The organism is Streptomyces sp. M92 (genome assembly GCF_028473745.1).
GTDB lineage: Bacteria > Actinomycetota > Actinomycetes > Streptomycetales > Streptomycetaceae > Streptomyces.
Genome location: NZ_CP101137.1, coordinates 5849390 through 5874953, shown reverse-complemented (window position 1 = coordinate 5874953; position 25564 = coordinate 5849390). Strand labels below are relative to the sequence as shown.

The window sequence follows — 25564 nt, the reverse complement described above, 5'->3', positions numbered from 1 at the left end:
GCGGCCTCCACGTCCATCCACTCGTCCAAGGGGGAACACCCATGTCCCTGCGCATCCGAACGAGCGCTCTCACCGCTCTCACCGCCGCCGCCCTCACGGCGGGCACGGTCCTCACCGCACCTGCCGCCGGCGCCGCGCCGAAGACCGCCGCGCCCAAGTTCCTGTCGGCGTCCCAGCTGCCGCCGCACCCGACGTCGTCCTGGACCGCCGGACCGGTCACCGACGGGTTCCCGGAGGAACTCGGCCCCTGCGTGAGCACGGAGGGCGTGCCCGCCCACGACTACCGGTACCGGGGGTTCTGGACCGACCTGGACACCAGCGCAGTGCAGTTGACCGTCGTGACGGGCACAGCCGCCCAGGCCAAGGCGCTGGCGAAGCACTACGACGACCTGATCCGCACCTGCGCCGACCGCATCGAGGACTCGTCACCCGACATCGAGGCCGAGGGCCGGGACTACGGCACGCTGCCGGTCGAGGAGGGCGCCCGTGTCCGAGGCCTGCACACCGAGACGTCCTGGGGCGCCACCGACATCGCCCTGCTGTCGGTCGGGCGGGACGGCAGGACCGTCACCGTCGTGCGATGGGGACAGATGGGCGACTTCGGGAACGCGCCCGTGGCCGCGTTCAAGAAGACCACGAGCACGGCCGTCGAGAAGCTGTACTGACCCGGCCGGCCACCGGAAGGCGCCCGGGGCCGTCCTCCCGCCACGGGGGTCGGGAGGACGACCCCGCACGGGGCGTGCACCGGGCGAGGCGGGGACCGTCGCAGGTCGGCCAACCTCCCCCGGGCATCCCGCCCGGGGACCGCTGCACCGGCTCGTCGTCGTGACCCGGTCCTGGATCAGAAGGTCGTGTGCGCCATCGTGGGCGCCGCCGACCACACCGTCCCCTGCCCGCCCCGGACGCCGGGGGAGTGGGAGGTAGTCAGAACGTCACCATCCGAATGGTGGAGCGGCATCGTTCCGCAGGCGCGTCACTCGGTGAGCTCGGACCGGTCCGACAGGTCCTGACTGGCGGCGTCACGGAGGATCTCGGCCCCCAGCCCTCGCCACCATCTCCCGGACCGCTTTCAGCGACCGGCCGAACTGATCGGCCCCCAACTCCGCGGACGCCCCCGCGTGACCGCGGTGGCGGCGGTGCGCACCAGCGGGTTGGTCATGATGCCGGCGACGCTCGTGCGGTCGGCGATGTAGGCGTCGAGGCGCTGCCATGCCGGTGGCAGGCGGGTGATGACCGAGTGGACCAGGCCGGGGTTGCGGGCGAAGAGGTTCATCAGCGTCCCGCTGGCTTCCATCTCTGTGCCGAGGGTGTCTTCGACCTGCTGTGTGTAGGCGACGACAGCGTCGCGCGACCCCGTTTCACCACCGGCCGTGACGATGCGGCCGGCGGCCCGGCCCGCGAGGTTCCCAGAGCGCAGCGCGTAGGAAATGCCCTCCCGTGACCAGTGGTCGACGAGCGCGGCCGCGTCACCGGCGACGAGGACGCGTCCGCGCGCGAGCGGGGAGCCGGGGCGGCGGCACCGGGTCAGGTGGCCGGTGTCGTGCAGGGGAGTGGGGCCGAGCAGACCTTGGCGCTTGAGGAAGTCGTCCTTGTACGCGCGCAGGGCGACCGGGTTGCCCCGCGCCGCGACCACACCGGCGGTGCAGACGTCGCCCTTGGGGAACACCCAGCCGAAGGAGCCCGGCAGTGGCCCCCACTCCATCAGCACCCGGCCTCGCCAGCGGGCGGCCGTCGCTTCGTCGACCGGCACCTCGACCTCCAGAGCGAGGTCGACCTGGGCGCACTCCACTCCTACGTACCGGGCAACGCGACTGGCGCTGCCGTCGGCGCCGACGACGACGCTGGCGTGGAGCGTGTCACCGTGGCCGGTCTTCACCGTGACGGTGTCGCCGTGCTGCTCCAGTTGGGTCAGGGCGGTGCCGTCCTGGACCTTGGCTCCCGCCGCGGCGGCGGCCTCGGTCAGCGCCGCGTCGAGTTCGCTGCGGTAGACGAGGGCGCAGGTCGGGGTCCGGCAGTCGAGGGTGCGTTCCTTGCCACCGTTGTGGGCGAAGGTGAACTGCCGGGCCGTGTCGTGGATTTTGAGGGGCAGGCCGGCCGGCAGGGCGGCCAGTGAAGCTCCGATGAGCCCGCCGCCGCAGGTCTTGTAGCGGGGGATGACGGCGCGCTCCAGAAGCAGCGTCGCGCAGCCGTGTTCGGCGGCGACGCGAGCGGCGGTGGCGCCGGCCGGGCCGGCGCCGACGACGATCACGTCCCAAGTGCCGGGCGCGGCGGTGGAAGGAGGAGGCATGTGGTGATCACCTAGAGGTTTGGCGGGACGGGCGGGTGAACGGGCGGTGAGCTGGGGCGCTCATGCGCGCTGGGGTGACGAGGTGCCGGCGAGGGTGTGCTCCGTCTCGGAACGGCCGTCGTCCTGGCCCTCCTCGGGGAACAGGCGGCCCAGCAGGTAGCGGGTCAGGGCGGAGGCTGTCGGGTGGGTCCACATCACCGTGGTGGGGATGTCCAGGGCCAGTTCGCGCTGCAGGCGGTTGCGCAGGGCGATTGCCATGAGCGAGTCCAGGCCCAGCGTGACCAGGGACGTCTCGGCGTCGAACCGGTCGGTGCCCAGACGCAGGACAGCGGCGATGTGGTCGACGACTTCCGGTTGCAGGACTTGCGCGCGCTGCTGGGGCCCGTCCGTGGCCAGAAGTGCTTCCAGCACGGCGCTGCGGGCTCCGGTGGTGTCCGTACCCCCTGCCGCGGCGGCCAGTTCGGCGAAGAACGCGGTGCGGGCGGTGGCGGGGTAGGACTCCAGCCAGCGCGGCAGGTCGACGGGTGTGTAGGCGGTGCGGTCGCGGTCGTGGGAGAGGATGCGCTCCATGGCGGCGATGCCCTCGGCGGGCTCGATCATGGTGTAGCCGCGGTCGGCCATCCCGGCGCCCCGGCCCACCTCGGCCCAAGGGCCCCAGTTGACGCAGGTGGCCGGAAGACCCTGGGCTCGGCGCCAGGAGGTGAACTCGTCCAGCCAGGCGTTGGCGGCCGCGTAGGCGCCCTGCCCGGGGTTGCCGAGCAAGGAGGCGGTCGACGAGAAGGTGACCCATCAGTCCAGGTGCTGGCCGGCCGTGGCGAGGTGGAGGAGCCAGGCTCCGGTCGCCTTGGGGCGCCAGACCTTCTCCAGGAGGGCGGGGGAGAGGTTGGCGACGGTGGCGTCCTCGACGACGGCCGCGGCGTGGACGACGCCCCGCAGGGGGTGGCCCGTTGCCAGGGCGGCTCGGACCACGGACTCGGCGACGCCCGGTTCGGCGAGGTTTCCGCGGACGACCTCGACGCGCGTGCCGAAGTCGGCGGTGAGTGCGTCGAGGGTGCGGCGGGCGGCCGCGGTGGGCGCGCCGCGCGAGGTGAGCACCACCGCCGCGGCGCCTCGTTCGGCGAGTCGGCGGGTGACCAGGAGGCCCAGTCCGCCGAGCCCGCCCGTGACCAGGTAACTTCCGTCGGACCGGACCACGGGGACGTCCTCGGGCCGTACGGGCAGGGTGTCGGTGCCCGTGGTGGGCCAGGTGAGGACGAGTTTGCCCGTGTGCCGGGCGGAGGCCATGGTGTGGAAGACCGACGACGCCTCGGTGACCGGGTGTTCGGCGACGGGGAGGAGAGGCAGTGCGCCGTCGGCGAGCATACCGCCGAGTTCGCGGTAGCCCTCGGCGAGCAGCCCGGGGTCCTGCCGCATCATCATCAGGACATCTACGCCGGCGAAGGTCACGTTGCGGCGGAACGGGAGCAGCCCCATGCGAGTGTTGGCGTAGATGTCCCGCTTGCCGAGTTCCAGGAAGCGGCCGCGGTGTGCCAGCAGCTCGAGACTGGCGGACTGCGCCGGACCGGTGAGGGAGTTGAGGACGACGTCGACGCCGCGGCCGTGGGTGAGCTCGCGCACCCGGTCGGCGAAGTGCAGGGTGCGGGAGTCCATGACGTGCCGCACGCCCAGCTCGCGCAGGTAGGCGCGCTTCGCCTCGCTGCCCGCGGTGGCCCAGACCTCCGCGCCGCAGGCTCGTGCGAGGTTCAGTGCCGCGAGACCGGTGCCGCCGCTCGCCGAGTGAATGAGCACCTGCTCACCGGACCGCAGCCGGGCCAGGTGCCGCAGGGCGTACCAGGCGGTGAGGTACGCGCACGGCAGAGCTGCGGCGTCACGGGTGCTCACCGAGTCCGGCACGGGCAGGAGGCAGTCGGCGCGGACGGTCGCGAAGGAGGCCATGACGGCTGATTGCTCCGCGTCCACGAACATCGCGGCGACGCGGTCGCCCTCCCGCACGTCCCGGACGCCGTCTCCGACGGCGATGACGACCCCTGCCCCGTCGAACGCGCAGACGTCCTCCCGGCTCTCACCGACGGCGAAGTTCTGGTACACACCGACGGCCTGGAGCACGTTGATGAAGTTGACGCTGGTGGCGTCGAGCCGGACCTCCACCTCTCCCGGCCCGGGCCGACGCCGTGACTGGGCGACGAGCTCGAGGGAATCGAGATCACCGGGGCGCGCCAGGTGCAGTGCCACCTGATCGTGTCCGTGAGCGACGGTGGCACGGCGCCGCTCCTCCGCGTCCAGCGGGACGTTGCGCAGCCGGGCCAGGTGACGCGCCCCCCGCCGATAGGCGATCTCGTCCTGCTCGGCGGGGCAGGACAGCAGCTCCGCGGCCACGTCCGCCACCGGCGTGTGCGTGTCGGTGTCCAGGATGCCGGGGCGCAGTTCGGGGTGCTCGTAACTCAGGACCCGCACGAACCCACGCAGGCCCGCCTGGGCCAGGTCCGGCTCGTCCCCGGGCGTGACGTGCTGTGCGGCACGGGTGACGGTCCACAGGCGGGGTGCCGCCGCGTCGCCGTGCGCGGCGCCTGCCAGTGCTCTGGCGGTTTCCGCGAGGCGAGCCACTTGCTGCCTGGCCAACTGGTCGGGGGACGCGCTGTCGCGGTCAGTGCCGGGAGCCGGCAGGTACACGACCGTCTGCGAGACCTGTCCGTCGTCGGAGGTTGCGGACGGCCACGACGCTGCGGAACCGTGCGGAGCGGCGACCCGGAGGCCGACTGTGGCGCCCAGCTCCCGCAGCGCCTCGGCCAGGGAAGAGGCGTACTCCTCACGGCCGGCTTCGGCGAGAAGGGTCCAGGCTCCGGCCGCCGGGCTCGGCGCCGGGCGCTCGCTGGGTTCCCAGCAGGCGCGGAGCAGACGGCGGCTGAAGCGCTCCTCCGCACTCTCGGCGGGTACGTGACGGAACTCCACGCCGGTGGCGTCAGCGGCGACGGACCCGTCATGGGCCCACAACCGGAAGTCGGCGATGTACCGGTCGGCGCTCATCTGTCGCAGGGTGACCAGGCAGTACCCGTCGAGCGGGACCTTCCCGTACAGCCGCAGTTCCTCGATGCCCCGCGGCAGGATGCCGCCCTCGGGCACGGAGCCGGAGCGCAGGACGACACCCGCCACCGCCTGCAGACACGTGTCCAGCGCGACCGGGTGGCAGTGCAGGGTCTGAGCACCTGCCCGGCCCTCGTCCGGTACCCGCACGTGGGCCAGCAGACGGGCGCCCTCGCGGTCCGCTGGCGCACCGTCCGAGTACAGCGCCTGCAGGCCGAGGAACGCCGGGCCGTGGTGCACGCCGCGTTCCTCGCGCATCTGCCGGTAGATCTCCACCGGGTCGACCGCGTGCGGGAACTCTGTCAGCAACTGCTCGGGGTCGCAGCCCTGCGGTACCGAGCTCTCGCCGGGTGCGGCGTGCAGATACGCCTCGGCGTGCTGCACGCTGGTGCCGTCGGAGGAGGCGCTGACTACCCGCCAGCGGGCGGCGTCCGGACCGGTGCTCTCGGTGGTGGCGGTGACGGCGGTGCCGTCCGCCGCCGGCAGCAGCAGCCGCTGGAGTTCGACGCCGGTGACGCGCAGGCGCTGCGGGCCGGCATCGTACAGGTCGCAGGCGGCGGCCACGGCCATCTCGCACAGGGCGGCGCCGGGCACGACGGCGACGTCGTTGACGCGGTGCGCGTCCAGCCACGGCAGTGTCCGCGGGGAGATGCGCGTCTGCCACAGGTGGCGGCCCTCGCCGTCGGGGTCGGCGGTGTGCGGACCGGTGAGCGGGTGTGCGGCGAGCGAGGTGAGAACCCCGGCCCGCTGCCGCAGCGGCGAGGGCTCGACGACGTACCGGGTGCGCTCCCAGGTGGTCGGCGGTACGTCGGCCAGGGCGCCGTCGCGGTGACGGTCGGCCCAGTCCAGCGGGTGCCCGGCGCAGTGCAGCGCCGCCACGTGGGTGTGGAACGCCAGCTGGTCGTCGGTGTCGCGCAGCAGCGAGGGCACGACCGCGGTACCGGAGTGGCCGTTCCCGGTGAGGGTGGCCTGCACGGGGTGGATCAGCACCGGGTGGGGGCCGATCTCGACGAAGAGCCGGTGCCCGTCTTCCGCCGCCGCGTGTACGGCGTCGGCGAAGCGCACCACCCTGCGCAGGTTGTCCGACCAGTAGGAGGCGTCGAAGGCGCCGCGCTCGCGCGGGTCGTCCGAGACGGTGCTGTAGAACGTCGTGTGCGGCGGCCTGCCGGTGACCCCGGCGAGAGCGTCGGCGAGATCGGGCAGGATGGGGTCCATGTGGGCGGTGTGCGAGGCGACGTCGACCTCGATCACGCGAATGCCCACGCCTTGGGCGTCCCACTCCTCGGCGAGGCGGCGGATGCGGTCGGCGTCGCCGCCGACGACGGTGTTCTCCGGCGACGCGACGACCGCGACGCTCACCCCGCGCACGTCCTGCTCGGCCAGGAGCCGCTCGACCTCGGCACGGCCCAGGGCGACCGAGGCCATCAGACCCTGGCCGGCGGTGCGCAGGATCAGCCGCGACCGGCGGCAGATGACCCGCACCCCGTCGTGCACACTGAGGGCCCCCGAGGCCACCGCCGCGGCGACCTCACCCATGGAGTGGCCGATCACGGCGGCCGGTTCGACACCGTGGGAGCGCCACATCGCCGCCAGACCCAACTGGACGGCGAAGATCACGGGTTGCACCCGGTCGAAGCCGGTGACCACCTCGGGACGGTTCAGGGTCTCGCGCAGGGAGAAGCCGGACTCCTCGGCCACGAGCGGTTCGAGTTCGTCGACGACCCGGGTGAACTCCGGGTCATGGTCGAGCAGTCGCCGGCACATGCCGCCCCACTGCGAACCGTGCCCGGCGAACACGAACACCACGCCTTGCCCCTGTCCGGCCTCCGGCAGGGCCCTGCCGGTCGCCACCCCGGCACCGGGGGTGCGCCCGGCCGCCAGTTCCTCCAGCCTCGCCACCAGCTCCGTCCGGTCGGCGGCGACGACGGCGGCCCGTTCCCGGGTGGGGGATCGGCGCACCGCAAGCGTGTGTGCCACGTCGCCCAGCGGGATCTGCGCTCCCTCGTGCTTCAGCCACTGGGCCAGGCGCCCGGCCGCCGACCGCAGGGCGACAGGCGTGCCGGCGGACAGCGGGAAGACGCGCGGTGCCTCCGCCGGCCGGGCCGCGCGCCGGACCGGTGAGGGACCGGACGCCTGTGCGGACGACTGCACAGGGGGCTGCTCCAGCACGACGTGGACGTTGGTGCCGCTGATGCCGAAGGAGGAAACCGCGGCCAGCCGGGTGCCGTCGCGCACCGGCCACTCGGTCGTGTCGGTGGGCACGAACAGGCGGGTGCCCTCGGCATCGATCTGAGGGTTCCACCGGTTGAAGTGCAGACTGGCCGGCACCCTGCCGTGCCGCAGGGACGCGATGGCCTTCAGCAGGCCCGCCACGCCCGACACCGGCTCGGTGTGTCCGATGTTCGTCTTCACCGAGCCGAGTGCGCACCGGTCCCGGCCCTTGCCGTAGACGGCGGCCACCGCGGCGAACTCGATCGGGTCGCCGACGGCCGTACCGGGTCCGTGCGCCTCCACCATCCCCACGTCACCGGCGTCCACTCCCGCGCGTTCCAGGGCCATCCGGTACAGATCGATCTGCGCAGGCTCACAGGGCGCGCTGAGCCGCGTGCCGCGCCCGTTCTGGTTGACCGCTGTGCCGCGCAGCACCGCCAGCACCCGGTCGCCGGCCCGGAGCGCGTCCGACAGGCGCTTGAGTACGACCACGCCGCAGCCCTCCCCGCGTACGTACCCGTCGGCGGCCGCGTCGAAGGCGTGGCAGCGACCGGTCGGCGAGAACACGCCCCAGAGTGCGGGTGCGATCACGCCCTCGGGTCCCAGGGTCAGCATGGCGGCCCCGGCCACGGCGACGTCCGACTCTCCGGCGCGCAGGCTCTGACAGGCGGAGTGCACGGCGACGAGTCCCGACGCGCAGGCGCTTTCGACGACGACCTGAGGGCCCTTCAGGTCGAGCATGAAGCCGACGCGGCCCGGGCCGATACTGTCGAAACCGGTGTACATCGCGTAGGCGTTCACCTCTTCCAGCGGCCGCTGCACCCGCAGCATGTAGTCCTTCTGGTAGATCCCGAAGAACATGCCGGTCGGCGTCCCCGACAGTCGCTGGGCCGGAATCCCGGCGTGCTCGACTGCCTCCCACACGACCTCGGACAGCAGTCGGTGCTCCGGGTCCACCCAGGGCGCTTCCTGCGCGTTGATGCCGAAGAACTCCGGGTCGTAGGCGTAGACGTCGTCGTCCAGGAAGCAGCCGTGGCGGAGCCGGGCCGCCACCTGGGCGGGGAGGCCGGCCAGTTCCGCCTGCTCCCAACGCTCGGCGGGCACCTCTCGCACGGTTTCGCGACGGGACATCAGCAGTCGCCACAGCGAAGTGAGGGAGCGCGCCTGACCAGGGAAGCGGCAGGCGGCTCCGACCACTGCCACTGGCTCGTCCTGGCCTGCCCCGGGTGCGTCGCTGCCGGCGTGTGCGTCCATGAGATGTCCGTTCTTCAGCGCGAAGAGGCTGACGGTGCCCGGCCTGGCACACACGCACCGACTGTCGCTTCGATCTTGGGTGGGGCCTCCTATTTCGACACAGTCGTGGGTGATCTCCAAGAACCGGAAGTATCGGACGAGAGCGCGTTGAACTGCGCGGATGCCTCAATGCTTCGAGTTCAGCCACTTGGTCGGGCGCTTAAAGGATCATCAGGGGGTGGTGGTCCTGCGCAGCGCGCGGTAGCCGGTCGGCTGACCACGAAGCCGGGAGCCGCTCGCTGTCTCTCGCGGGCGGCCCCCGGCCGGTTCTGTTACGGACGCGCTCAGTTGGTGTTGAGGGTCAGCCCGTAGTAGCGAAGGGTGTCGTCGAGCGGCTGGAAGTACGAGGAGCCGCGGGAGTAGACCCCGCCGCCGCACTGCTGGTTGGTCGGTCCGCCGGAGGTCATGCCCTGTGCCTGGTTGCCGGAGATGTACGCACCGCCGCTGTCACCGCCCTCGACGCAGACGCTGGAGGCGGCCAGACCGCTGACGACCGTGTCGGGGCCGCCGTTGCGGTCGGTGTAGGTGACGGTGTTGTTGTAGGAACTGATCGCGCCGCAGGTCCAGCCGGTGGTGGCACCGGACTTGCAGACCGCGGCGCCGGCGGCGGCCCGGCTGCCGCCCCTGACGGCGACCGTGCTGGTGCTGCCCTGGCCCCAGGTACCGACGCTGGTGGTGATCGAGTGGCCGGAGTTGACGGTCGCGATGCCCATGTCGACGCTGCGGGTGCCGAGAGCGTAGCGGGTCTTGTAGCCCTTGGCGAAGGCCGCTCCGTCGTAGCGCAGGGTGTTCACGACACAGTGTCCCGCGGTCACCAGGTACTGGTTGCCCGACCGGTCGCGGGCCCCGTACCCGACGGAGCACCACTGCGTGGTGTCGTTGAACGTCATCTTGCTGCCGGGGTAGATCGCGGCCTTGGGCTCGAGCTCCTTCTGGCCCCGCTCGATCTCGACAGCGGAACCGTGCCTCGCGGCCGCGGCGAGGAACGCCTTGGCGGCGGCTCCCCGGTCGTCGTTGACCTTGACGATCACCTTGTCGGAGGCCAGATCCACGGACCAGGCGACCACTCCGGAGGGGACCTTCTTGGCGGCGAGGGCGTCCAGCTCGGCCTTGATCTCGTCGAGTACGGCCTGACCGCGGGCGGGCACCCGGGCGGTGAGGCCGGCCTTCTCGACTCTGGCAGCCTCGGCGGTGTCGGCGGCGTTGACGGTCAGCTGTCCGGAGGCGTCGAAGAAGGCTCCGTCGCCGGATATGCCGCTCCTCCTGAGCTCGGCGAGCTTGGACTGCTGGGCGCTCTGCCGGTCCAGACGGTCGGTTGCGGCCTCCTCGCTCACACCGAGCGAAGCGGCCAGCGCCCGGACCATCTCGGGCTGGTAGTGGGGGGTGGGGTGAGCGCCCTGCGCCTGCGCCACGGTCTGGGTCCCCAGGACCGCAGAGGCCGAAAACGCGATGCCCGCCGCAGCCAGGCGGTACTTACGAGAATTGCGCACGTCGATTCCTTCCGGGTGACAGACAGGAACCCGATGTGGGGTTTATGCCGGAACGCAAAAGCGCTCCGGCACAGGACGGTTCCTGCCTGACGGCGAGTCAGCGACCCGCCGTGATTCCGAACTATCGCTCAGCGATTCCTCGAATTGCAAGGTGCGTGCGACGGCATCTTTTCGCGGAGTTTTGGTGCTCTCTGGAAAGAAGAGAGCAGGCATGATCGGAGCATAAGAGAGCCCCGTTCGCCGTTGCATCAGGCGGGCGCATTTACGGATACGCAAGAAACCCGACGTGCGCCGAAGCGCGGCAGCCTCCGGCGCCACCGCAATGGCCCGCATCCGTCTGCCGGGAATCTATCCGGACATGACACGAAGGCACCGACCAGGATACGTATAGGTGATTGGCCGATTCGGATATTCAGAGATCGGACCGGTTCATACGTTGGTCAAGGCGCGCAGCTCGCCGGGCAATTTCGCCACACTATGCGCCGATGGAGCGGAAAAGCGTGCAGAATCAAGGAGGTGGCGCCGTGACCAGAATCTACTTCCAGGTCCATGTGCCCATCAGAAGCTCCGCACGGCCCGAGCAGCACGGGCTGCACGTTTTCACCGGTGCGGCCGACACTTGGTCGGCAGCCCTCCGTATCGCTCGCGAAACCTGTGACACGGCCGTTGCCGCGCAGAAGGCGGGGCTCCCGGTCCCTGGCCGGCGCCCGGACGGCTGGGGAGCGCGCGGGCTGCGCCCCGGCTGGGTGCTCGACTGGACGGCTGCGACTGTGCACGCCTGGGGGCAAGACAGGAGGTTCCGGCTCAGCAGGTCTCAACTGCCCTGACGGTACGGCTGTCCCCGGTCGGGAAGCGGCGCTCACCGTTCCCAGGAGCACCTCCCAGCCGGTGGTCGAGGTCACGGCGGGAGAGCGCCCCGGTCTTGCGCATGGCGCGGGCGATGTGCTGCTCCACCGTGCGGGGAGACAGGTGCAAGGTCGCGGCGATCTCCCGATTGGTGAGACCGGAGACAGCGAGCTGGGCGACTTCCGCCTCCCGGGGGGACAACTCGTCGGCGTGCGATGGGCGTCCGGGAGGGCGGCCCTTCCTGGCCGGCTGCCGTGTACGCAGCAGGGCCCGGGTCCGCGCCGCGTCCCAGACGGCCCCGAGGTCGGTGAAGCGCTGGGCGCAGGACTCCAACTCGGTGGTCGCCGACAGGGTGGTGGCGTTGTCGGATACCGGGTCTGCCGACGTGGCGGTGGCTCCGGCCTTCGCGGCCGGGCAGTCATGGGCTTCTGGGTCCGCCGTGAGTACGCAGCGTGCGGCGCCCTCCGCGGCCAGAGCCTGGGCGTAGGGGCGGGGCAGCTCCGCGTAGGCCGCCGCAGCCTGCCGGTACAGTTCAGCGGCCCTCAGCAGTCCGTCCCGCCGCTCATGGGCGGGGGCCTCCGTTTCGGCGAGCACGGCCCGGCTCCAGGTCAGTGCGGCCCTGGCGGCGGGCGCGTCGCCAGGGCCGAGGCCCTGGGAGAAGCTCCGGACCATGGTGTGTGCCGTGGCGTTGTCACCCGCGCGGGCCAGTGCTTCCACGGCCCACGGCGCGAGTTCCGCGGCCCACGGCCACACGCCCTTCTCGGCCACCACCTTCCAGGCGGCACGCGCCTGTTCCGCCGCGGCCTCCACCTCCTGACGGGCCAGGGCGAGCCGGACCACGGCGCCGGCGGCGGTCGCGGTCAGGGGAACCGGCAGGTCCTCCGTGCTGAACGTCCCACGCTGGGACAGCCGGCGGGCCGCCTCCCCCCAGTCGCCCTGGGCGAGGGCGAGCAGGCCGCGCACGATGTAGGCGTCGGAGGCGATGAGCGGCATGTCGGCGGTCGCGGCGACGAAGTCCTCGCACCGCTTTGCCAGGCCCGACCACCGGCCGGTCCACCACTCCTGGAGGAGTTGGGCCCCCAGAGCGTTGTGCTCGAAGTAGGGCGCACCGCTCCGCGCGGACAGGTCCCGTCCCTCCGCCAGCAGGTCTTCCGCCTGCTCGTGCAGGCCGAGCCAGACGGCGGAGTCCGCGGCGTTGCACAGGCCGCGTGCCGCCTGCCGGGCACACGCGGGGTCGGTGGCTTCCAGGGGAAGCTGCTTCACCAGCTCCCACGCGTCCGGCTCGGCACAACTCGTGGCGAGGGCCGCACGGTTGGCCAGGACCGCCGTACGCATCGAGTCGTCCCCGCTCGCGTCCGCCGCGGCCATGGCCTTGACCAACCACTCTCGGTGGACGTCGATGGAGTCGCCCGGCCAGTAGGGGCTGGACAGCGCTGCCATGGCGCGTGCGGCCAGACCGGGGCGGACCTCGACCAGTTCGGCGGCGGCGGCTTCCAGAGCACGCCGGCCCTCGGGGTACCGACCCATCTGATTGCACAGCATCAGCCCCAGGTCGAGCCGCAGCTCTCCGCGCACGGCCGGCGGCAGGGACGCGTCCTGCACGATCTGCGCGAGGACCTCCACCGTCTGGTCAGAGCGCAGGCCGGTCACCGCGCTGCGGGCCAGCAACGGTGCCAGCCGGGCACGGACCTGGGGCGCAAGGCCCGGGGTGGCCAGTGTCTGTTCCAGTAGCATGACGGCTTGCTGGTGCCGGCTGGAGGCCGCCGCCGACTCCGCGGCCTTCTCCACCGCTTTGATCCACCTGTGGCCGTCGCCGGCCGCCCGGTGGTGTTCGGCCACGGCGTGCCAGACGACGGGCTGTCTGCGGATCAGCACACCCGCCGCCCGCCGGTGGAGGTCCTGGCGGACGGGCCCGGGCACACAGGCTCGTACGGCCGACGCCGCGAGCGGGACGGCGAAGCCGTAGCGGTCTTCGCCCAGCTCCGCCAGGGCCGCGCTCTCCAAGGCCCGCAGCAGTGCGCTGTTCCCCAGCGCGGTTCCAAGTCCCGACACCGCGGTCAGTTCGTCGCGGCCGGCGGGTCCGTCGAGGACGGCGGCCGCCCAGACCACCGGCCGGTCCGCCGGGGACAGCGCGTAGGTACGGCTCAACACCAGCTCCGTCAGCCGGGCCGGTGTACCGGCCACTTCCACCTCGGCTGCCGTACCGGTGAACGCAGGCCGCCGCTCCCGCAGTACGGCGAGGAGGTCGACGACCGCCCGGGGCACCCCGCCGGTCCGCTCATGCAGTGTGCGCACCGCTTCGGCCGTACAGTCCTCGCCCAGCGCCTCCACGGCCGCCCGGTGGACCCGCTCCTCGTCCCAGGGCCCGAGCCGGTGCCGGAACACCGTCATCCGGGGCGGGTACGCCATCGGCGGGCTGCCCAGCGGAAGACCGGGTACGGAGAGTTCCTCGGGGCGATAGGCCACCGCGGCCCCGGAGCCCGGCCCCAGCCCCTCCAGCACCAGACGCAGCCGTCGGAGTTCGTCCTCGTCCGCCCGGTGAACGTCGTCCACCAGCCACAGGGCCGGCGCTCGCCGGTCCCCGTCCCCGTCCGACGGCCCGCCGTCGGCTCCACACCGCCACCACACGCGGACCGTGTTCGCCGTCTCGGGCAGGTCGGCCAGTTCCTGCAGCAGATGGCTCTTTCCCTGACCGGCGAGACCTTCGACGAACAACAGCACCGGATCGGCACGTTCGTCGGCCAGGGCGCGTGCCAGGGGCCGCAGAGCGGAACCACGCGTCGCGATCACGCCGTCATCCTCGCTCTCCTCAGGCAGAGCCTGTCCATCGCAACGGCCCACGGAAGGCGCCGTTCCGGCACGGTACCAAGATGACGACACACCCGAACAGACGTAAGCGCGGGACGTCCGCGGACACTCCTCCGGCGAACCACGTCCATGCCGTTCGGCCGGGCATGCGTGCCCGGGCGTGCGGAAGGGCTGCCGGGGTCGAGGCGCACCGCGGAGCACACCGCCCGACCGCCGAGAAGCAGCACCATGCCATCCGGCTCGGGACAGCCGGGAGGCGGTACCGCGATCCGTTCCACACGCCCGTGCACACTGTCGGTCGACCGAGGCTGGACGAGTTCCGCGAAGTCGCTGCGCGGTCTCGCAGCCCGGACGGCCGACACCTGAAAACTAGGCGCCGCTCCCGGCCCTCAACATCCGGAAGCCGGGGTCCACGGATACTCAATCAACCTTCCGGAAGACCAGTATCGACCAGAGCGCCCGTTACGGGACCCTCGATGCGGTCGCTGCTCTCTGTCTCCCGTCAACCCGCTGACCTGATCGCGGCGCGGGCCTGAAACTCCCGGGCGGCCACAGCTGCTCGTTGACCGCGGTGACAAGGACGCCTGTCCCGCGGCGGACCGCGCGCCTGTCGAACCGGGTGGCCACCGCCCGGTTCCGTTAGAGCCGGTTGTTGCCGCACTCGACCGCGTGCCGGACCTGTAGTCCTCACGGTCGAAGGCTGGTGGAGGCCGGCCACCTGAACGGCTGCCCCGCTCGTCGACACACGCACTCGCGTGCCTCGACAGGGGCGCCGGTCCTTTGGGCGACGCCCGACGGCCCCTCAGGCCCCGGCGACGACCTGGGGCCGAAGAAGCCCCGCCTACGATGCTTCGACACGGAATCACATTCGCACCACGGGGATACACACATGCGCAGGGCAGCAACCACAGTGGCGCTCCTGGCAACGGCCGGGCTGATGACCGCCGCCTGCGGCAGCGGCGACGAGGGGAAGAAGGAGCGAGCGGACAAGGGCACGACCACATCGTCATCGAAACCGGCCGCCGGCGGCCAGGACAAGTCCTACGAGATTACTCTGCAAGTCGGTGGCAAGGGCAGGTCCAGGGTGGGCTACAACCTAGACACGAACCACTTCGAGCAGGTCACCCTGCCGTGGAGGAAGTCGGACAAGCTCACCCTGAACGGCACCCAACGCGAGGTCGGGATCACCGTGTCCATCGTGCCGGGCCCCGTGGAGCTGCCCAACGGCCAGTTCGGCGCGGCTTCTTGCTCGATCACCGTCGATGGCCAGAAGGTCGCCGAGGACCCTGGTGGTGTCGACGGCAAGCACATGTGCGAGTACACCCTCCACTGATCGCTGGAGAAGCGGCAGCACGGGCGACTCGTGCCCTGTGCCCTTGAGTGCCTGGGTTTCCAAGCCCCCTCAAGGGCGCAAGGTCTCGAGTTCGTCCGCGCGACGGTGGTCCTTGGGACGCCCGAGGGAACGGCGCATGAGGATCAGGTCGTCCAGGTCGGCGCAGAGGATGGCGAAACCGGCCGGATCGTGGGCGTTGACCGCCCGGGCAAGGCAGGGCGCGACGTCCATGTCGCCCCAGGGCAGGGCGGGAGTGCACAGGTCGCCGCCGACGCCGGTGACCTCGTAGGCCACTTGGGAGCGGGCGAGGTCGGGCAGGTTCGTACAACCCGTGGCGGTCAGGGCCTCGCGCAGGGCGTGCGCCTGCTCGGGCGTACCGTCCCACAGCAGGTCGAGGTCGCCTGTCAGTTCTGCCGAGCCGTGCATGATGCCGGCCACCTGGCCAATGACCACCGCACGGGAACCGGCCTCGTGAAGAGCCCGAAGGAACGGAAACGGATCGAAGCCGAAGGCGCCGTCCGTGGCGAACGTACCGACCACGTCGTCGGCTTCGTCCGGGCCGCGCCCCGTTGCGGCACGGTTACGGGTGGCCGCCTCGACAAGCCGAACGGCCCGGTGAAGGCGCAAGGCAGCAGTTTCGTCCACGCAGCTCATTCAACCAGGATGGCCGTTGAACGACGGGGCCGTCGACTGGCGAGGAGGACACATGGGAAAGGTCGCCTGGGGATTCACGTGTTCGATCGACGGCTTCATCGCCGGACCGGAACACGACATGAGCTGGATGTCCGCCGCGGAACCCCTGGCCGAGGGTGCCGGGGAGCGGATGGCGGGGGACGTCGCAGTGATCATCTCCGGTCGGGCGGGCTATGACGCGGCGAAAGCTCAGCAGGACGAACGGGACGACACGACGTCGGAGGCGTACGGCGGCGCGTGGTCCGGAACCGAGTTCGTCCTCACCCACCGACCGGAGGAGATCGCCGACGACCCGGCCGTCGTCGCCCTGAACTGCGACATCGTGGACGCGGTCCGTCGCGCTCAGGAAGTCGCCGGCGACAGGGACGTGCAGATCGTCAGCGCCGACATCGCCCGGCAGGCGCTCGAGCACGACCTCATCGACGAGTTGCAGGTCTTCGTCGCCCCGGTGTTCCTCGGCGACGGCACCCGTGTCTTCGACGTTCCCGGCGGGCAACGGATCGACTGGGAGCTGGTCGAGATCTACGAGGACAGTCCGCGCAGCTTCGGGCGTACCTACCGCCCGAAGCCGCGCTCCTGAACCACCCCTGTGCGAAGAAGCCGTTCAGCCCCGGCGGCACTCTCAGACGCGGGCGAGCTCAGCGGCGCCGAAGGAGACGTCGAAGCGGTCGCACCAGATGCTCACACTGCTGTAACGGGACGGGTCGACGTCGGCCGGTACCGTGTAGTTCTGGCTGCCTCTGTTCCCCTTGAGCTTCCCGAGACTGACGTACTCCCCGTCGTCGAACACGTGCCAGCCGGCCGTCCCCGGCTTCACCGGCGCATCGGTCAGCCACACCCGCAGGTCGGGGCCGTTGCTCGTGTCGAGGTTCTCGACGCGCACGATGTGGGAGCCGTCGGTGAGCCGCACCAGCTTCACCGTTCCCGAGGTCGCGTGCTCGTGGCTGATCAGACCGCCGCTCGCCAGGGTCACCGGTCCGGCCGGGGCGGAAGGGGCACCGCCGGCCGCCTCCCCAGTGGACGGCCGCGGTGGCGGCACGGCTTCGGGCAGTGCCTCGTTGACGGTCTCCTCCTGCCACAGCTTCCATGGCTGGAACCAGTAGGAACCGAAACCACCCACCGCGACAGCCACGGTCAGCGCAGCGATGACCCACGGCCTGACCAGCACATTACGAAGACGTCTCATTGCGTCCCTCCCGACAGTCGTTGACCCGGGACCATTCAATGCGAGAACCGGCCGACGTGGGCGACCCGGCAGATGACGAAACTCTTACGCGCGCGACCGCGCGCGACCGCGCGCGCCCCGCGCTCACCAGCCGGTCGCCAGCAGGTGGTTGAGGAGCAGGGCCAGAACCGCCTGCGCTGCCAGCCAGACGCGCGGGCGGGTGAGGAACGCGCAGGCCGGCAGGAGCCACAGGGCGAAGGGGAGCCAGATGCGTTCCGTCTCCGCCTTGCTCATGCCGGACAGGTCGGCGACGAGCAGGGCGAGCAGCGACGCGGCGATGAGGAAGGCGAGGCGGATGTCCTCGGTGCGGACCTCCTCACGGTGCCGCCGGACCAGAGCGGCCCGGCGCAGGCCCGCCGCCGTCGCCAGGCCCGTGATGAGCACCGTGCAGGCGAGGTTGGCCCACACCCAGTAGCCGTAGGGGCGGATCCCGCCCGCACCCTCGTAGTAGCGGGTGACCAGCAGGTGGTACGCCTCCCACCAGTCGAACCCGGCGACGCCGAACGCCACGGGCACCACCGCCGTCCCCGCGAGCAGCGGCACGAACAGCAGTGGCCGCTTGCGCACCTCGCGCCTGCCCAGCAGCAGTACCGCCGCCCCGAGCACCGCGAAGAGCGTGAGCCCGTACGAGAGGTAGCAGGTCAGGCCGAACAGCAGCCCCGAGCCCGCCGCCCACCACAGCGAGCGCCGCGTGACGGCGAGGGCCAGCAGGGCCACGGCCCACGCGGTGACCGCCGCGAAGTAGCCGTCCGCGGACGTGCCCATCCACACCGCGGCCGGTGCCAGCACCAGGAAGGGCACCGCCCGCCGGGCGAGCCGTTCTCCGGCCAGGGCGCGTACCGCCACCAGCACCGCCACGCACGCAGTCGCGCCGACGGTGATGCACCATGCCCCGGCCCAGCCCCCGCCGCGCAGCCCGATCCGGTCGAGCAGGACGAAGGTGAGCGTGGCCGCCGGAGGGTGACCGGCGACGTGGGCCGGCCAGTTGTCGGGGGAGTGGAGCAGGATGTGCTGGGTGAAGTCGCGCAGGGTCGCCGGGATGTCGTCCCAGCGGCCGATGACCGACAGATACTCCTGGTGGGTGGTGAGCCGGCCCGCGATGCCCCGTCGCCAACCGTCGATCAGGGCCAGTGACCAGGTCCAGGCCATCGCAGCGCCCCAGGCCGCGGGGAGCAGGGCGCGCCACGGCAGACGGGCGGCGACGGCCGGGCCGTACGCCACGGTCGCCACCGCCACCAGGACGGCCGCCGGCGTGCCGGGGCCCAGGTGCGGGTCCCAGCGGCCCAGCAGGGGTGGCCAGCCGACGATCAGGTCGTCGTAGGTGAACACGTACCGGCCGACGAGGACGGCTGCCGCCACGAGGAGCGCGGCGGCCGCGGCGGCGTACAGGTCGCGGGGAACGGAGCGGAGGCGGGTCACACCGGCACCGTAGGCCGGGAGATGGCGCACCGGTCGGTGCGCACGGCGGACGTCAGCGTTTCGTCATGGGTCGTGGACCCTCCGCGGCACCGGTCGCGGCCTACCGTCGGACCATGCGCGACCTCGCCACACGGCTTCCGTCCTCACCGCACTTCTGGCGCAGCCCCCTGCGCGGCCCCCGGTTCACCTCGGTACTCGGCCTCGTCCTGCTCGCCGGCATCAGCGTGCTGTTCGTGACCGGCCTGCTCTCGTACGCCGCATACAACCCGGACCTGTCCCCGGTCAACGACAAGACCCCGGACAAGGGGCTGCTCGGCTTCTACCTCTTCGCCTGGCCGACCGACCCGCCCTGGCTGTACCGCCTCACCCAGGGCGTCCACGTCACCCTCGGGCTGACCCTGATCCCGGTACTGCTGGCCAAGCTGTGGTCGGTGGTGCCGAGGCTGTTCACGATGCCGCCGGTCCGGTCGCTCGCCCACGCGCTGGAACGGGTCTCACTGCTGCTCCTGGTGGGAGGCGCGCTGTTCGAGTTCGTCACCGGCGTGCTCAACGTCCAGCTGGAGTACGTCTTCCCTGGCTCCTTCTATCCGCTGCACTTCTACGGCGCCTGGGTCTTCTTCGCCGCGTTCCTCGCGCACGTCGCGCTGAAGGCGCCGACCGTGGTGCGCAACGTACGGCGGATGCGTACCGGGGGAGGGGAGGAGCGGGACAGCCTGGTGGCGTCGCGGCCCGACGCGCCGACGGTGTCGCGGCGCGGGGCCCTGTGGACGGTCGGCGGGGGATCGCTGCTGCTGTTCGCCACCAGCGCCGGCCGCAGCTTCGACGGGGCGGTGCGGGCGACGGCCGTGCTCGCGCCGCACGGCGGGCCCGAACCGGGCGGCGGCCCCAACGGCTTCCAGATCAACAAGACCGCCGCGTACGCGGGCATCGAACCGGCCGAGACACACGAGGACGCGTGGCGGCTCGTCGTCGTCGGCCCCACCGCGACGGTCCGCCTCGCCCGCGCCGACCTGCTGCGACTGCCGCTGCACAGCGCCGCGTTGCCCATCGCGTGCGTCGAGGGCTGGTCCACCTCCGACCAGTGGTGGCGCGGGGTGCGGCTGCGCGACCTCGCCGCCCTGGTGGGCTTCGACGGCGACTCGCCGGACGTGCTCGTCGAGTCACTGCAACGGCGGGGCGCCTTCCGCAGCGGCGCCCTGCGCGGCAACCAGGTGGCCGACCCGCGCTCCCTGCTCGCGCTGTACGTCAACGGGGAGACGCTGAGCCCGGACCACGGCCATCCGGCGCGGATCATCGTGCCCGCCGCGCCCGGCGTGCTGAACACCAAGTGGGTGGCGCGGATGACGTTCGGAGACCTCGGATGAACCTCGTACGCAGACTGCGGCGGCCCGGCCGACGGCTGGCTGGACCGCGACCGCCGCGGCCCGTGATCGGCGGCCCCTTCCAGCTTCTGCTGCTCGCCGCCTCGTTCGCGCTGGCCGGCTACGCGGGAGTGCGGCTGCTCGCCGGTGACTGGCTCGGCGTGGCGCTGTGGTTCGTGGGGGCGGCGCTCCTGCACGACCTGGTGCTGCTGCCGCTGTACGCGGTGGCCGACCGGGCCCTGACGCGTGGGCTGGGGAAGGCGGGCCGTCGTGAGTGGGTGCTGTACGTGCGGGTCCCGGCCGCCTTCTCGGCACTGCTTCTGCTGGTGTGGTTCCCGCTGATCAGCGGCCGGGTGGACGCGCGCTACCGGTCGGTGGCCGGACTGTCGGCGGACGGCTTCCTCACCCGCTGGCTGCTGATCACGGCGGTGCTGTTCGGTGGTTCGGCGCTGGTGTTGCTGCTGCGCAGGGCGACGAAGCGGCGTCCGCCCGACGTCCACTGAGCCGCCGTACGCCAACCGTCGGCGGCGGCGCGGCGGCGCAGGGCGCGGGCGCCGATCCGCGCCCACGGGAAGGGACTGCCGGGCGGGTGGCCGTCCGTGTCGTCGACGAGCTGCACGTACGCGCGCTCGTCGACGTCCGTCCGGGCCGTCTCCGCGATCAGCAGACCGCCGGGTGCGAGCAGGGCGGCGACGCGGGCGAGCAGGGCGCCGGGATCGCCGCCGATGCCGATGTTTCCGTCCATGAGCAGGACGGTGCCCCAGCGTCCCTCGCCGGGCAGCGGCTCGAACACGGAGCGCCGCAGCGACTGGCCGCCGATGCGTACCGTGCGGGCCACGGCGGCCTCGCTGACGTCGATACCGAGGACGGTACGGCCCCGGGCGGCGAGCTCCGCCACCAGCCGGCCCGGGCCGCAGCCGACATCCAGCACGGCACCCTCGCACCGGTCCAGCGCCTCCAGGTCGACCGCGTCGGCCCGCGCACACCACCGCTCCACGTCCAGCGGCAGCAGCCGGCCGTCGGAGCGCCGCAGGAACAGCGGCCCGCGACCGGCCCGCAGCGCGGCCGTATAGGGGTCGCAGGCCTCCCAGGCCCGGGCGGCGGCGGGCGGCCCGGACAGCCGGCCGGGACCCACGCGCGGAGCCGCCCTCACCGGCTCGTCCGCCGGTCCGCGTCCAGGGCGCACGCCGCGAGCCGGGCGGCGAAGCGTCCGTGCGGGGCCAGCGCTGCCACGGCCCGCGCGTCGTCGGCGGTGTCGACGTCCCGGAGCGGCGGCAGGTCGCGTACCCGCAGCCCGGCCGCGAGCAGCCGCCCGCGCTGCACGGCTCCCGTCACCGGCGTCGACATGGGCACGCCCCGCAGCAGCGCGGGGTCGGGGCGGGACAGGCCCAGGGCCCAGAAGCCGCCGTCCTCGGCCGGCCCGAAGCAGGCGTCGCAGTCGGCGAAGTCCACGTCGAGCAGTTCCGGTGTCACCTGCGGGGTGTCCATCCCGATCAGCAGGGCGGGCCCCGAACACCCGGCGAACGCGGCGGCGAGCCGTTCGTCGAGGTCCCCCCGGCACTGCGGTACGACGTCGAAGCCGTCCGGCAGCCAGGGGCCCGCTTCTCCGGCGAGCACCAGAACCCGGCGGAGCGCGGGGGTCGCGGCCACGGCGTGCAGGGTGTCGGCGAGCGCCGCCTCGGCCAGTGCGGCCGCCTCGGCGGGGGTGAAGGGCGGGGTGAGCCGGGTCTTGACCCGGCCGGGGCGCGGCTCCTTGGCGATGACGAGGAGAGTGGTCGCGGCGCTCATCCCGAGGTCTCCTCTCGGACGTCCGGTTGCTCGGCCAGGACGCGCCGCATGTCCCGTACGGCGTGCCAGGTGCCGCGCCAGGTGCCCGTCACCTTCGAGGCGCCGGTGCGCGGCAGGTACGGCACGTCGTGCTCGGTGACCCGCCAGCCGGCGTCGGCGGCGCGGACCACCATCTGGAGCGGGTAGCCGCTGCGCCGGTCGGTGAGACCGAGGGCGAGCAGCGCCTCGCGGCGGGCCGCGCGCAGCGGGCCCAGGTCGTGCAGGCGCAGGCCGGTGCGGCGGCGCAGCATCCGGGCGAGGGCGAGGTTCCCGGCACGGGCGTGCGCGGGCCACGTTCCCCGGCCCTGGGGGCGTCTGCGGCCGAGGACGAGGTCGGTGCCGCCGGCGAGGATCTCGCGCACGAAGGGGACCAGCAGAGCGGGATCGAGGGAGGCGTCGCAGTCGCAGAAGCAGACGACGTCGGCGGTGGCGGCGGTCAGGCCGGCGTGGCAGGCGGCGCCGAAACCACGGCGCGGCTCGGCCACGACCGTGGCGCCGTGCGCGCGGGCGATGTCCGCGGAGCCGTCGGTGGAGCCGTTGTCGACGACGAGCGCGCGCCAGCCGGCCGGGACACGGGACAGGACCCAGGGCAGGGCCCGGGCCTCGTCCAGGCACGGGAGTACGACGTCGACGTCCGGAGGGGGTGAGGTGGTCACGGCTTTCACCCTACGAGCGCAAAACGCGCGAACCGGACTTCCGGTCCTTACGAAACACGGACGTCGCGGCTGGGACGGCTCCCGGCGGCGACGCCCGCGGGCCCGCGGTGCGAGGCTGGGCGCATGCAGCAGCCGCAAGAGTCCGGCTTCACGGACCTGTCCCCCCGCAGACCGCCGGACGGAGCCCCCGGCCCGCCCGCCCGGATCCTGGTCGTCGACGACGACCCCACGGTCGCGGAAGTCGTCGCCGGTTACCTGGAGCGCGCGGGCCACGTCGTGGACCGGGCCGACGACGGTCCGGCCGCGCTCGACCGAGCCGCGGCGCACTGGCCGGACCTGGTCGTGCTGGACCTGATGCTGCCCGGCATGGACGGCCTCGAAGTGTGCCGGCGGATACGCGGCACGGGACCCGTGCCGGTCATCATGCTGACCGCCCGAGGCGACGAGGACGACCGGATCCTGGGCCTCGAGGTCGGCGCCGACGACTACGTGACCAAGCCGTTCAGCCCGCGGGAGCTGGTGCTGAGGGTGGAGTCGGTGCTGCGCCGGACCCGGCCCGCCGCCGCGCCGCGCCCGCCGTCCGCGGCCGGACTGACCGCCGACCCCACCGCCCGCCGGGCCACCAAGGACGGCGTCGAACTGGCCCTGACCCTGCGCGAGTTCGACCTGCTCGCCTTCTTCCTCCGGCACCCCGGGCAGGCCTTCGCCCGGGAGGACCTGATGCGCGAGGTGTGGGGCTGGGACTTCGGCGACCTGTCCACCGTCACCGTCCACGTACGGCGGCTGCGCGGCAAGGTCGAGGACGATCCGGCCCGCCCCCGGCTGATTCAGACGGTGTGGGGTGTGGGCTACCGCTTCGACCCCGCCGGACGGGAGACGGACTGACGTGCACGACACCCTCCTCATCGCCCTTTACGCCTTCGCGGGCGCCGCCGCCGCCGGCCTGGCCGGCGCGGGCGTGCTGCGGCTGATCCGGCGTCGCTCGCTGACGGCGTCGCTCGCCGTGGTGGCAGCCGTCGCCGTCCTCGCGATGCTCGCGGGCACCCTCGCCGTCGCGTGGGCGATGTTCCTGTCCCCGCACGACCTGTCCGTCGTCACGACCGTCGTGGCCATGGCCGCCGTCGTCTCCCTCGCCACCGCGTTGCTGCTCGGCCGCTGGGTGGTCGCCAGAAGCCGGGAACTGGCGGCGGCGGCCCGCTCGTTCGGAGACGACGGCGACTACGCGGCGCCCACCACTCCGGCCACCGCCGAACTCGACGCGCTCAGCCGGGAACTGGCGGCCACCAGCGCCCGGCTCGCCGAGTCCCGCGAACGGGAACGCGCCCTGGAGACCTCCCGGCGCGAACTGGTCACCTGGATCTCGCACGACCTGCGCACCCCACTGGCCGGCCTGCGCGCCATGTCGGAGGCCCTGGAGGACGGCGTCGCCGCCGACCCCGACCGCTATCTGCGCCAGATCCGCACCGAGGTGGAACGCCTCAACGACATGGTCGGCGATCTCTTCGAACTCTCCCGCATCCACGCCGGCACGCTTCCCCTCGCTCCCGCCCGAATGTCCCTCTACGACCTGGTCGGCGACGCCCTCGCGGGCGCGGACCCGCTCGCCCGCGAACACGGGGTACGGCTGGTCGGCGACGCGGTGGCGGCCGTACCGGTCGAGGTGGACGGCAAGGAGATGAGCCGGGTCCTCGGCAACCTCCTCGTCAACGCGATCCGCCGAACCCCCGCCGACGGCACGGTCGCGGTCGCCGCCGAGCGCTCCCCCGAGGGGGTGGTGGTCTCGGTGACCGACGGCTGCGGCGGCATCCCCGAAGAGGACCTGCCCCGGGTCTTCGACACCGGCTGGCGCGGCACCCACGCCCGTACGCCCCCGGCCGGCGCGGGCCTGGGCCTGGCCATCGTGCGCGGCATCGTCGAGGCCCACCGCGGCCGCGCCACGGTCCGCAACATCCCGGGCGGCTGCCGCTTCGAGGTGCTCCTGCCCCCGGCGGAGACCTGAGCCCCCGGGCCCGCGGTCAGGGCCGGCGCAACTCGGCCCGCGCGAACTCCCGCATGCCCTCGGCGAACCCGACCAGAGGCCGCCACCCCGTCTCGTTCCGCAGCCGCGCGGAGTCCGCGGTGATGTGGCGTACGTCGCCCAGACGGTACTCGCCGGTGACGACGGGTTCCGGCCCGCCGTACGCCGCCGCCAGGGCACCGGCCATCTCCCCGACCGTGTGCGGCTCACCGCTGCCGGTGTTGTAGGCGACGAGGCCGCCGCCCGGCCTCCGGACCGTCAGCGCGGCGACGTTCGCCGCGGCCACGTCCCGCACGTGCACGAAGTCCCGGCGCTGACACCCGTCCTCGAAGACCCGCGGAGCCTCGCCGCGCGCGAGCGCGGAGCGGAAGAAGGAGGCGACACCGGCATACGGGGTGTCACGGGGCATCCGGGGCCCGTACACGTTGTGGTAGCGCAGCGACACCGCCGTAGCGCCGGTCGCCCTGGCCCAGGCGGCGGCCAGGTGTTCCTGGGTCAGTTTGGTGGTCGCGTACACGTTGCGCGGATCGGCCGGGGCGTCCTCACCGACCAGCCCCGGCACCAGGTCCGCACCGCACACCGGGCACGGGGGCTCGAAGCGTCCCGCCGCCAGGTCGGCCACCGCGCGCGGACCCGGCCGCACCACCCCGTGCCGCGGACAGCCGTAGCGCCCTTCCCCGTACACGACCATCGACCCGGCCAGCACGAGCCGCCGCACGCCCGCCTCGGCCATCGCGGCGAGCAGTACGGCGGTGCCGAGGTCGTTGCGCGAGACGTACTCCGCGGCGTCGGCGAACCCGGTGCCGAGCCCGACCATCGCCGCCTGGTGGCACACGGCGTCCACCCCCGTCAGGGCCCGCGCCACGGCCGCCGGGTCACGCACGTCGTCGCCGGGATCCTCGCGCACATCGAAGCAGACGGCATCGTGCCCGTGCTCCCGCAGGGCATCGACGACGTGGGACCCGATGAACCCGGCACCGCCGGTGACCAGTACGCGCATGCGCCCACGCTAGGCCC

The 25564-nt window shown here is 72.6% G+C and carries 17 protein-coding genes and 1 pseudogene; 6 read left to right on the top strand and 12 right to left on the bottom strand.

The features are described from left to right. The first annotated feature begins 41 nt into the window (after nt 1–41). Nucleotides 42–665, top strand: a complete 624-nt coding sequence (locus M6G08_RS26720) for a hypothetical protein (protein WP_272589671.1) — start codon at nt 42–44, stop codon at nt 663–665. A gap of 404 nt (nt 666–1069) precedes the next feature. Here the strand turns inward: M6G08_RS26720 and M6G08_RS26715 are convergent, their stop codons facing one another. The 5 genes and pseudogenes from M6G08_RS26715 to M6G08_RS26690 form a co-directional block, all read right to left on the bottom strand. Beyond that, a complete protein-coding gene (locus M6G08_RS26715) occupies nt 1070–2287 on the bottom strand; it encodes a geranylgeranyl reductase family protein (RefSeq protein ID WP_272589670.1) in 1218 nt (405 codons plus the stop codon). A 60-nt stretch (nt 2288–2347) separates the two neighbouring features. After that, complete coding sequence (locus M6G08_RS26710; protein WP_272591438.1) at nt 2348–2857, bottom strand: acyl carrier protein; 510 nt, start codon at nt 2855–2857, stop codon at nt 2348–2350. A gap of 81 nt (nt 2858–2938) precedes the next feature. Further along, nucleotides 2939–8833, bottom strand: a pseudogene (locus M6G08_RS26705) (SDR family NAD(P)-dependent oxidoreductase); the annotation flags it as partial. A gap of 323 nt (nt 8834–9156) precedes the next feature. After that, the gene (locus tag M6G08_RS26700) at nt 9157–10362 is read right to left on the bottom strand and encodes a S1 family peptidase (RefSeq protein WP_272589669.1); all 1206 of its coding nucleotides are present in this window, start codon (nt 10360–10362) and stop codon (nt 9157–9159) included. An 804-nt stretch (nt 10363–11166) separates the two neighbouring features. Then, entirely contained in the window at nt 11167–13998 is a 2832-nt protein-coding gene (locus M6G08_RS26690; protein ID WP_272589668.1) for a helix-turn-helix transcriptional regulator, read from the bottom strand. A gap of 907 nt (nt 13999–14905) precedes the next feature. Here M6G08_RS26690 and M6G08_RS26685 point away from each other — a divergent pair. After that, on the top strand, nt 14906–15349 hold the full coding sequence (locus M6G08_RS26685; protein WP_272589667.1) for a hypothetical protein: 444 nt from the start codon (nt 14906–14908) through the stop codon (nt 15347–15349). A gap of 69 nt (nt 15350–15418) precedes the next feature. Here the strand turns inward: M6G08_RS26685 and M6G08_RS26680 are convergent, their stop codons facing one another. Beyond that, nucleotides 15419–16003, bottom strand: a complete 585-nt coding sequence (locus M6G08_RS26680; RefSeq protein ID WP_383143535.1) for a hypothetical protein — start codon at nt 16001–16003, stop codon at nt 15419–15421. Nucleotides 16004–16055: 52 nt separating this feature from the next. Between M6G08_RS26680 and M6G08_RS26675 the strand changes: the two genes are divergently transcribed. After that, nucleotides 16056–16622: a dihydrofolate reductase family protein gene (locus M6G08_RS26675; protein ID WP_272589665.1), complete on the top strand. Its 567-nt coding sequence runs from the start codon at nt 16056–16058 to the stop codon at nt 16620–16622. A 42-nt stretch (nt 16623–16664) separates the two neighbouring features. Here the strand turns inward: M6G08_RS26675 and M6G08_RS26670 are convergent, their stop codons facing one another. Beyond that, on the bottom strand, nt 16665–17228 hold the full coding sequence (locus tag M6G08_RS26670; protein WP_272589664.1) for a DM13 domain-containing protein: 564 nt from the start codon (nt 17226–17228) through the stop codon (nt 16665–16667). A 123-nt stretch (nt 17229–17351) separates the two neighbouring features. Further along, nucleotides 17352–18686 (bottom strand): hypothetical protein, encoded by a 1335-nt coding sequence (locus M6G08_RS26665; RefSeq protein ID WP_272589663.1) that lies wholly within the window; start codon nt 18684–18686, stop codon nt 17352–17354. A 113-nt stretch (nt 18687–18799) separates the two neighbouring features. Here M6G08_RS26665 and M6G08_RS26660 point away from each other — a divergent pair, with 113 nt between their 5' ends. Beyond that, nucleotides 18800–20050 (top strand): molybdopterin-dependent oxidoreductase, encoded by a 1251-nt coding sequence (locus M6G08_RS26660; RefSeq protein WP_272589662.1) that lies wholly within the window; start codon nt 18800–18802, stop codon nt 20048–20050. 361 nt (nt 20051–20411) lie between these two features. Here the strand turns inward: M6G08_RS26660 and M6G08_RS26655 are convergent, their stop codons facing one another. The 3 genes from M6G08_RS26655 to M6G08_RS26645 are packed head-to-tail and all read right to left on the bottom strand — an operon-like array spanning nt 20412 to nt 22539. Continuing rightward, nucleotides 20412–21182, bottom strand: a complete 771-nt coding sequence (locus M6G08_RS26655) for a class I SAM-dependent methyltransferase (RefSeq protein ID WP_272589661.1) — start codon at nt 21180–21182, stop codon at nt 20412–20414. Between the two features lie 14 nt (nt 21183–21196). Then, the gene (locus M6G08_RS26650) at nt 21197–21835 is read right to left on the bottom strand and encodes a TIGR04282 family arsenosugar biosynthesis glycosyltransferase (protein WP_272589660.1); all 639 of its coding nucleotides are present in this window, start codon (nt 21833–21835) and stop codon (nt 21197–21199) included. Next, the gene (locus M6G08_RS26645; RefSeq protein ID WP_272589659.1) at nt 21832–22539 is read right to left on the bottom strand and encodes a glycosyltransferase family 2 protein; all 708 of its coding nucleotides are present in this window, start codon (nt 22537–22539) and stop codon (nt 21832–21834) included. The genes M6G08_RS26650 and M6G08_RS26645 overlap by 4 nt, the downstream gene beginning before the upstream one ends. A 114-nt stretch (nt 22540–22653) precedes the next feature. On the opposite strand from M6G08_RS26645, the gene M6G08_RS26640 reads away from it, so the two are divergent. Beyond that, nucleotides 22654–23415 (top strand): response regulator transcription factor, encoded by a 762-nt coding sequence (locus M6G08_RS26640; RefSeq protein ID WP_272589658.1) that lies wholly within the window; start codon nt 22654–22656, stop codon nt 23413–23415. A 1-nt stretch (nt 23416) separates the two neighbouring features. Continuing rightward, on the top strand, nt 23417–24529 hold the full coding sequence (locus M6G08_RS26635) for a sensor histidine kinase (RefSeq protein WP_272589657.1): 1113 nt from the start codon (nt 23417–23419) through the stop codon (nt 24527–24529). 16 nt (nt 24530–24545) lie between these two features. On the opposite strand, the gene M6G08_RS26630 is transcribed toward M6G08_RS26635, so the two are convergent. Continuing rightward, nucleotides 24546–25547: an NAD-dependent epimerase/dehydratase family protein gene (locus tag M6G08_RS26630; RefSeq protein ID WP_272589656.1), complete on the bottom strand. Its 1002-nt coding sequence runs from the start codon at nt 25545–25547 to the stop codon at nt 24546–24548. Between the last annotated feature and the right edge of the window lie 17 nt (nt 25548–25564).